This is a genomic window from Phycisphaerae bacterium (genome assembly GCA_035384605.1).
Classification (GTDB): domain Bacteria; phylum Planctomycetota; class Phycisphaerae; order UBA1845; family PWPN01; genus JAUCQB01.
Genome location: DAOOIV010000172.1, coordinates 1 through 7,586, shown reverse-complemented (window position 1 = coordinate 7,586; position 7,586 = coordinate 1). Strand labels below are relative to the sequence as shown.

Annotated in this window: 5 protein-coding genes; 3 read left to right on the top strand and 2 right to left on the bottom strand. The window is 63.3% G+C overall.

Annotated elements, in window-relative coordinates; genetic code table 11:
* Window positions 1-534: 534 nt before the first annotated feature.
* Complete coding sequence (locus tag PLL20_21005; protein ID HPD32480.1) at window positions 535-1,683, bottom strand: acetyl-CoA carboxylase carboxyltransferase subunit alpha; 1,149 nt, start codon at window positions 1,681-1,683, stop codon at window positions 535-537.
* Window positions 1,684-1,858: 175 nt separating this feature from the next.
* Here PLL20_21005 and PLL20_21000 point away from each other — a divergent pair, with 175 nt between their 5' ends.
* The 3 genes from PLL20_21000 (at window position 1,859) to PLL20_20990 (ending at window position 7,141) form a co-directional block, all read left to right on the top strand.
* A complete protein-coding gene (locus PLL20_21000; protein HPD32479.1) occupies window positions 1,859-2,755 on the top strand; it encodes a prephenate dehydrogenase in 897 nt (298 codons plus the stop codon).
* Window positions 2,752-5,778 (top strand): phosphoribosylformylglycinamidine synthase subunit PurS, encoded by a 3,027-nt coding sequence (locus PLL20_20995; protein ID HPD32478.1) that lies wholly within the window; start codon window positions 2,752-2,754, stop codon window positions 5,776-5,778. Before PLL20_21000 ends, PLL20_20995 begins: the two co-directional genes overlap by 4 nt.
* Window positions 5,779-6,022: 244 nt before the next feature.
* Window positions 6,023-7,141 (top strand): right-handed parallel beta-helix repeat-containing protein, encoded by a 1,119-nt coding sequence (locus tag PLL20_20990; protein ID HPD32477.1) that lies wholly within the window; start codon window positions 6,023-6,025, stop codon window positions 7,139-7,141.
* Between the two features lie 74 nt (window positions 7,142-7,215).
* Here PLL20_20990 and PLL20_20985 read toward each other — a convergent pair.
* Window positions 7,216-7,586, bottom strand: a 371-nt coding sequence (locus PLL20_20985) for a hypothetical protein (protein ID HPD32476.1), incomplete at its 5' end; no start/stop codon positions are given.

Sequence of the window (7,586 nt, the reverse complement as noted above, 5' to 3'; positions counted from 1 at the left end):
CAGCGGAGCAGGGGCAACTAGAAGGCCCCAGAAGGGATTCTGGGGCCAGCGATGTGTCAGACGTGCCGACGGGGGCGTCGGCACCACAATGAATGCCCAACGAGGAATTCGGTGCGAAGCGTCCGATCCGGACATGCTTCTGTGCGCGCCTGCGGGGATTGTCATGCAACCGGGGGATCCAGGCGGGGAGACGCTATGGCTTTTTCAGAACCGCGACCGTAAGCGAGCGGCAAACCCCCATTTCACAACCGCGACCGTACTTGTCCTGAGTAGCCTTGGCGAAGCAGGAAGGGAGCGGCCCCCGTGTGGTGTTGGCCACTTTGCGGCCCGGCCTGTCCTTGACCGACCTGCAAAGGTCGGTCAAGGGCCCCTCGCTCACCTGGCTGCGACAGGCGTCGCCGTGGCGAGCGCTCGGGGTTCTGAAAGGGCCGCCCAGACTATCACGTACCCCTTCCTGACGCGGGCACATCGGCTGCCGCCGAGGCGGAAATCCCAAACACACATGGTGGAGTCGAGAGTGAGGAGGGGGATCTTTCAGTCGACGGCGTCGGCAGCTTCACTCTTGCGGCGCTCGACAATGCGGGCTCGGCCGTTGCCGTTCTGGCCGTTACCGGCAGCTCCGTTACCGTTGCCGCTGGGTGCCCGAGTCCGGGAGCGCGGCGACGTTTTCGGGGCGTTGAGGTTCTCAAAGAAGTTGCCCATGCTCCGCCATCGCTCATATCGGCGCTTGAGCAGGGTGTCCAGGCGAACGCGCTTCAACTCGCGGAGGGTCTCGCTGACATATTGCTCGAAGGTGGCGATCATGGCTGAGGGATTACGATGGCCGCCGCCGAGCGGCTCAGGCAGGATCTTGTCGATCAGGTCGAGTTTCTTGAGGTCTTGGGCGGTGAGCTTAAGGTGCCGGGCGGCCTCGGCCACCTGTTCGGTGCTCTTCCAGAGAATGGCCGCGCAACCTTCGGGCGTGATCACGGAGTAGTAGGCGTGCTCGAACATCGCCAGCCGATCGGTCACGCCGATGCCCAGCGCCCCGCCGCTGCCGCCCTCACCGATGACCACCCCGACGATGGGCACGCGCAGGCGGGACATTTCCATGAGGTTGACGGCGATAGCCTGGGCGATTCCGCGTTCCTCGGCCTTGTCGCCCGGATAGGCGCCCTGGGTGTCAATGACGGTTACGACCGGGAGCCTGAATTTCTCGGCCAGCTTCATTTTCCGGAGAGCCTTGCGATATCCCTCCGGGTGGGGGCAACCGAAATTCCGTTCAATCTTCTCTTTGGTCTCGCGACCCTTGTCGTGCCCGACGATCATCACCTTCTGGCCCCCGATCCGGCCGAAGCCGGTGACAATCGCCTTGTCGTTTCCGAAACAGCGATCCCCGCTCAGTTCACAGAAGTCCTTGACACAGCCCTCGATATAGTCTCGCAGCCCGGGCCGGCGGGGGTGTCGGGCAACCAGGACGGTTTCCCACGGGGTCAGCCGGGCATAGGTCCGGCGCATCATGCTCTCGAGCGTAGTCCGCAGTTCTTTCAGCTCAGCGGAAAGATCCCGCTGGGTGGTGTTTTGAACGGCCTCCAGCTCGGCGATCTCCCGCTCGATCCGCAACAGGGGTTTCTCAAATTCCAGCATGACCCCCGGGATGGAGAGCATATCACCGGCTGGACGTACTCCGGACAGTGTGCTCATGGTATCTTTCTGCTCAGTCTCACGGCCCAGACTTCGCCGCAGTCCGCGCCATCTGCAGTCGTTGTCCCGGGCACAAGTGGTATAGGATATCACGTCGGCTCGATGAAGCAAGGGTCATTTGACGCAACCCCCACCCCCCGGCTACAGTAGGCGCACTTGGAGGCACCCCATAGTCGTGCACAAGATCATTGATATAAAGAATTTAGACCAAATCGCGATCATCGGAGTAGGTTTATTGGGTGGGTCGATTGGGTTGGCTCTGCGCGCCGCAGGATTTGGCGGATGTCGTATTGGAGCCGGACGCCGGGCTTCCTCCCTGCGGAAAGCCCTCAATTGCGATGCCGTGGACGTCGTGACCCGGGACGTCGCCAAGGCAGTTTCCGGCTCCCAACTGGTCATTCTGTGTACGCCCATCCGTCAGTTCGATGGTCTGATAACCCGAATGGCCCCGGCGCTGTCACCGGGAACCTACGTTACGGACGTTGCCAGCACGAAAGCCCAGGTCGTCCGGATGGCCGAGCGCCTCTTGCCCGACCCGGTTCGCTTTGTCGGTTCCCATCCCATGGCAGGTTCAGAGAAGACGGGTGTTGAGTTCGCCCGCGCGGATTTGTTTCAATTGTCGACCTGCATCCTTACCCCGACTTCCCGAACGAAGCCGGCGACCGTCAGTTGGATGCGCAGGTTTTGGGAGGCGCTGGGGTGTCGAACGGTGGTGACCAGCCCCGAACGGCACGATCGGTTGTTGGCCCGGGTCAGCCATCTGCCGCACGCTGTTGCCGCCGCTCTGGTCAATCTGGCGGTTTGCGAATCGGCCATCGATCTCGCGGGCCCGGGGTTTGCGGACGCGACCAGAATCGCCGGCGGGGATGCGACTATGTGGACGGATATTTTCAGGACCAACCGGCGGGCCGTGCTCCAGGCGATCGATCGGCTGGTTGCCGAGCTGCGATGGTTCCGCCAGAAGCTCGATGACGATGATGCCCAGGCCATTCTGAAATGGCTGGCCGCCGGTCAAGAAGCCCGCAACAAATGGATATCGAGACGTTACAGGAAGAAGGTATTACCTCCATGAGTCAACACACCGCCTCACCTCTATGGCGGATCACGGTTTCACCCAAGCGAGCGGAACTCGACTCCCACGGGGCGGCCATCCTCCGCGACATTCACGAACTGGGTCTGCCGCATGTCCGGGTGGTGGCGTCCAGCCGGCTTTTTCTGATGGAGACGGATCTTCCGGAGACCGTCCTCGAACGGATTGCCTCTTTGTTGCTGGCGGACCCGATCACCGAATCGTATCGCCTGCATCGCGGCGGCGACGAGCGGGAACCGGCCCATGACGATTCTGACTGCGAGATCGAGGTGCATCTCAAGGGAGGCGTCATGGATCCGGTGGCGGCGTCGACTCTGGCGGCGGTGGCCGACATGGGCATCGACACCCGCGCACTGGCGATTTCAACCGCGAGGCTGTATCGCCTGCAGGGGCTTGCGAACCTCGACGAGCTTGAGTTCGTTGCCCGGCGGTTGTTCTACAACGACTGCATCGAAGAGGCGTATCTCAGCGGGTTCGGACGCCATGACGTCCGGCCACAGCATCTGCCGGTCGCGCCGAAACGCGATTTCGAATTGCGTTACGTGCCGTTGCGCCGGCTTGACGACGTGGCCTTGCGGAAGCTTTCGCGCGAGGCGCATCTCTTTTTATCGCTCGAAGAAATGAAGACCATCCAGGATCACTATCGCACGCTCGGCCGTGATCCGACGGACCTCGAGTTGGAGATGTTCGCCCAGACCTGGAGCGAGCACTGCGTCCACAAGACCCTCAAGAGCGCGGTTCGGTATCGCGGCGCGGCGTTCCCGAAGACGTCGTCGGCCTCACAGAAGATGCTGCCGGACGGCACGGTCGAGGTGTGTTATGAGAATCTGCTGCGCGACACCGTTGCCCGGGCAACCAACGACCTGACCGGCAGCGGACGGGTCAACTGGTGCCTGTCGGTGTTCAAGGACAACGCGGGGGTGATCGAATTCGACAAGGATTACGCGGTCGCGTTCAAGGTCGAGACGCACAACCACCCGTCGGCCATCGAGCCTTACGGCGGAGCCGCCACCGGTATCGGCGGGTGCATCCGCGATGTGATGGGTGTCGGGCTGGGGGCCAAGCCGATCGCCAACACGGATGTCTTCTGCGTCGGTCGGCCGGACTTCCCCATGAACCTGCTGCCCAAGGGGGTGCTGCACCCGCGTCGAATTCTCAAAGGCGTCGTGGCCGGCGTTCGCGACTACGGCAACCGTATGGGCATTCCGACCGTCAACGGCGCGGTCGTTTTCGACAATCGATATCTCGGCAACCCGCTGGTGTTTTGCGGTTGCGTGGGATTGATGCCCAACCGGTGTATTGAAAAGAAGCCGAACCCGGGAGACCTGATCGTGCTGATCGGCGGGCGTACCGGGCGCGACGGCATTCACGGCGCGACGTTCTCATCGTCGGAGTTGACGGATACACACGCCGACGAGTTTTCACACGCCGTTCAGATCGGCGACGCCATCACTGAGAAGAAGGTGCTCGACGCGATGATGCGGGCCCGCGACCACGCCGACGGATGCCTCTACACGGCGACGACCGATTGCGGGGCGGGCGGCCTGAGCAGCGCGGTCGGCGAAATGGGCGAGAAGCTCGGAGCTGACGTCGAGCTATCGAAGGTGCCGCTCAAGTACGCCGGCCTGCGATATGACGAGATCTGGATCAGCGAGGCCCAGGAGCGGATGGTGCTGGCCGTTCCGCCGGGCAACTGGGAGAAGGTGCGAGCGATTTGCGAGGCGGAGAACGTCGAGGCGACAGTCATCGGCACATTCCGCAACGACGGGCGGCTGATCATTAAGTATGACGGCAAACAGGTCGGCGACATCGATGCCCGGTTCCTGCACGGTGGTGTTCCGAAGACCCGCAGGGAAGCGACGTGGAAACCCGCGGTATCAGGCGCGACCCCCCTCGATCCCCCCTTGGCAAGGGGGGAAGGAGTGCTGGGTGCCATGCCCACGGCTCCGCGTGGGCATGCCAACATGCCGGGTGGGCGAGACCTGCTCCTGAGCCGTCTGTCGGATCTCAACACCGCCAGCAAGGAATGGATCATCCGTCAGTACGATCACGAGGTCCAGGGAGCCAGCGTGGTCAAGTCGTTGGTGGGCCCCGGCCTGGGGCCGTCGGACGCGGCGGTATTGCGGCCGAGGCTGTCCAGCGACAAAGGCATTGTTCTGGCCAACGGCATCTGCCCGTCGCTGAGTGACGTCGACCCCTATTGGATGGCGGTTGCGGCCATCGACGAGTCGCTCCGCAACGTGATTTGCGTCGGCGGCGATCCGAACCGCACGGCCATCCTCGACAACTTCTGCTGGGGCAACTGCGAGGATCCGCAGACGATGGGCGCGCTCGTCCGGGCCTGCCAGGGATGCTACGACGCGGCGGTGGCCTTCGGTACGCCGTTCATCTCCGGCAAAGACTCGCTCAACAACGAGTTCGCTCTCGATGCCAACGACGCCAGGCAGCTTGGCGAGATGATGCCGCTGTTCAACAACCGCATTCGCATTCCCGAGACGCTGCTGATCAGTGCGATGAGCGTGATCGACGATGTCAAACGATGCGTGACCATGGACGCCAAGCCCAGTGACCAGCCCACGCTGTTCTTCTACGTCGGGCTGAAGGCCCGGCAGTGGTCGGAGGCGCTGATCAAGGACGCCGCCGGTCTGCACGCGGCCGTCAGCGAACTCATTCGATCGGGCAAGGTCCTGGCCGCCCACGACTGCAGCGACGGCGGCATCCTGCAGGCCCTGGCCGAGATGGCCTTTGCCGGCCAGTGCGGCATCGAGGCGACGTTTACCGATCTGTGTCCGTTTTCGCCCGGTACCAGCGGGTACATTCTGCAAGTGCCTGAGTCGGCGGCGAATGATGTTGCCCGAATCGCCGAGCAGCGCGCGGGCGTTTTTGCCCGCAGGATCGCGACGACGGCTCGCAACGAAAAGCTGATTTGGAGGGCAGGCGATCGCCGGAGTGAGGTGCCGCTGGCCGATCTGGCCAAGGCGTGGCGGGCGAGCTTGAATTGGTAACAGCGAGCCCTGCGGTTTGGCGGCGAGCCCCCGGTTTATGCGGGGGGTATTCATCTGAGAACCGCTGGTGCGAGAATCCCTTCTCGCACCACCCCTTTGGCGAATCTTTTCGCCTCTGGTGGCGGCGGATGAGAATCCGCACTCGAAGAGGACCGAGATGGGAATCTCGGTCCAGCCGGTTTCGGGCGATCATGCCCACGCAGAACCGTGGGCATGGCACCCGACCTTGGAAAGGATGCGACTCATGTCTTGGATGGTCATACTGATGGCGTCACTTCTGCAGGCGGCAGCGGGTCAGTCGCAGGAGGCGACGTTTGTTGAAATCAACGGCGAGAAGTACGGGGCGCAGGCAGATGATTTCGGTCCCATTGGTGGCGGGCGCGGGTACAAGCAAATCATCGGCAAGGGTGATTTGACCGTCAAGAACCTGGACCAACTGATCGACGCCCTCGGCAAGGCCAAGGCCGGGCAGGTCGTATTCATCCCGGGCGAAACGGAGATCGACTGCACTGCCCGGGTGTACATCGAGGAACTGGTTCTGCAAGTCCCCGCCGGTGTCACGCTGGCGGGCAATCGCGGGGAGAACGGCTCGGTGGGAGCCCTGCTCTGCTCCGATGCCCTCAAGACACCGCTACTCATCCGGGCAGCCGGCCCCGACGTGCGGGTCACCGGGCTGCGGATCCGCGGCCCCAACCCCAAGCGATACCTTGACCATCACCACCGATCGTTCGCCGAGGGCCGCGGGCACGAGTACTACTACAAGTTCCCGACCTCCGCCGGCATCGGCACCGAGCACCCTGGCCTGGAGGTCGACAACTGCGAGATTTCGGGTTTCAGCCATTGCGGCGTCAAGCTTTCGCGCGGCGACCGGCACCATATTCACCACTGCTTCATTCACCATTGCCAGTACAACGGACTGGGCTACGGCGTTAGCCACGATACCGCTTCGTCGCTGATCGAGCGGAACCTGTTTGACTTCAACCGCCACTCCATTGCCGGTACCGGCCGGCCGGGGTGCAGCTACGAAGCCAGGCACAACGTCGAACTGGGCACCTCGCTCAGCCACTGCTTCGACATGCACGGCGGGCGCGACCGCAAGGACGGCACGGACATCGCCGGCACGAGAATCGCCATCCACCACAACACCTTCCGCGCGCCCGAACACGCGGTGGCTATCCGCGGCGTGCCACAGGAAACGTGCGAGGTGTTCGGCAACTGGTTCCCGCGCCACGACAGTCCGCAGGCGGCGGTTCGAGCGTCGGCCGGTACTCACGTCCGCAACAACGCCTATGGCGCGGCCCCCGCCGTTATGGATCCGCAGCCGCAGGCCAGAGAGAAGGCAGCCGCCACACAGCCGGGCTGACCCCAGCGTTGTACGATGACTCACTCCGGGCACAGTTCTGCAATTCGGCGTTCTGTCTTTGCCTGTTCGAGCCCCTATTGCCCAACCACAATCACCAGCGGCTGGCCGGTCGTGGCGGGGTGCGTCACATGGATCGTGTCGACGAACTGAGCATCCGTCAGGGTCAGGTGGTACGTTCCGGGCTCGGGCGAGATGGTCAGCGCCAGCGTGGCCAGGGTCGTCTGTCCAGCGGGTAGCGGTTCTCTTGTCACGCCGCCGATGCTGGCCGTTGTTGTGAACCACTGGACTGACTCCTGCGATTGAATCGGAGGCTCGGCCGTCGGTGTGGCGATGGGGCCGTTGACGGCCGTCAGGTCCTGCGTCAGCGCCCAGACCGTCGGCGGGTCGGCACCGAGCAGGGAGTCCACATCCATGCCCCACGCCGTGACGTCCGAGCCGTCAGGCG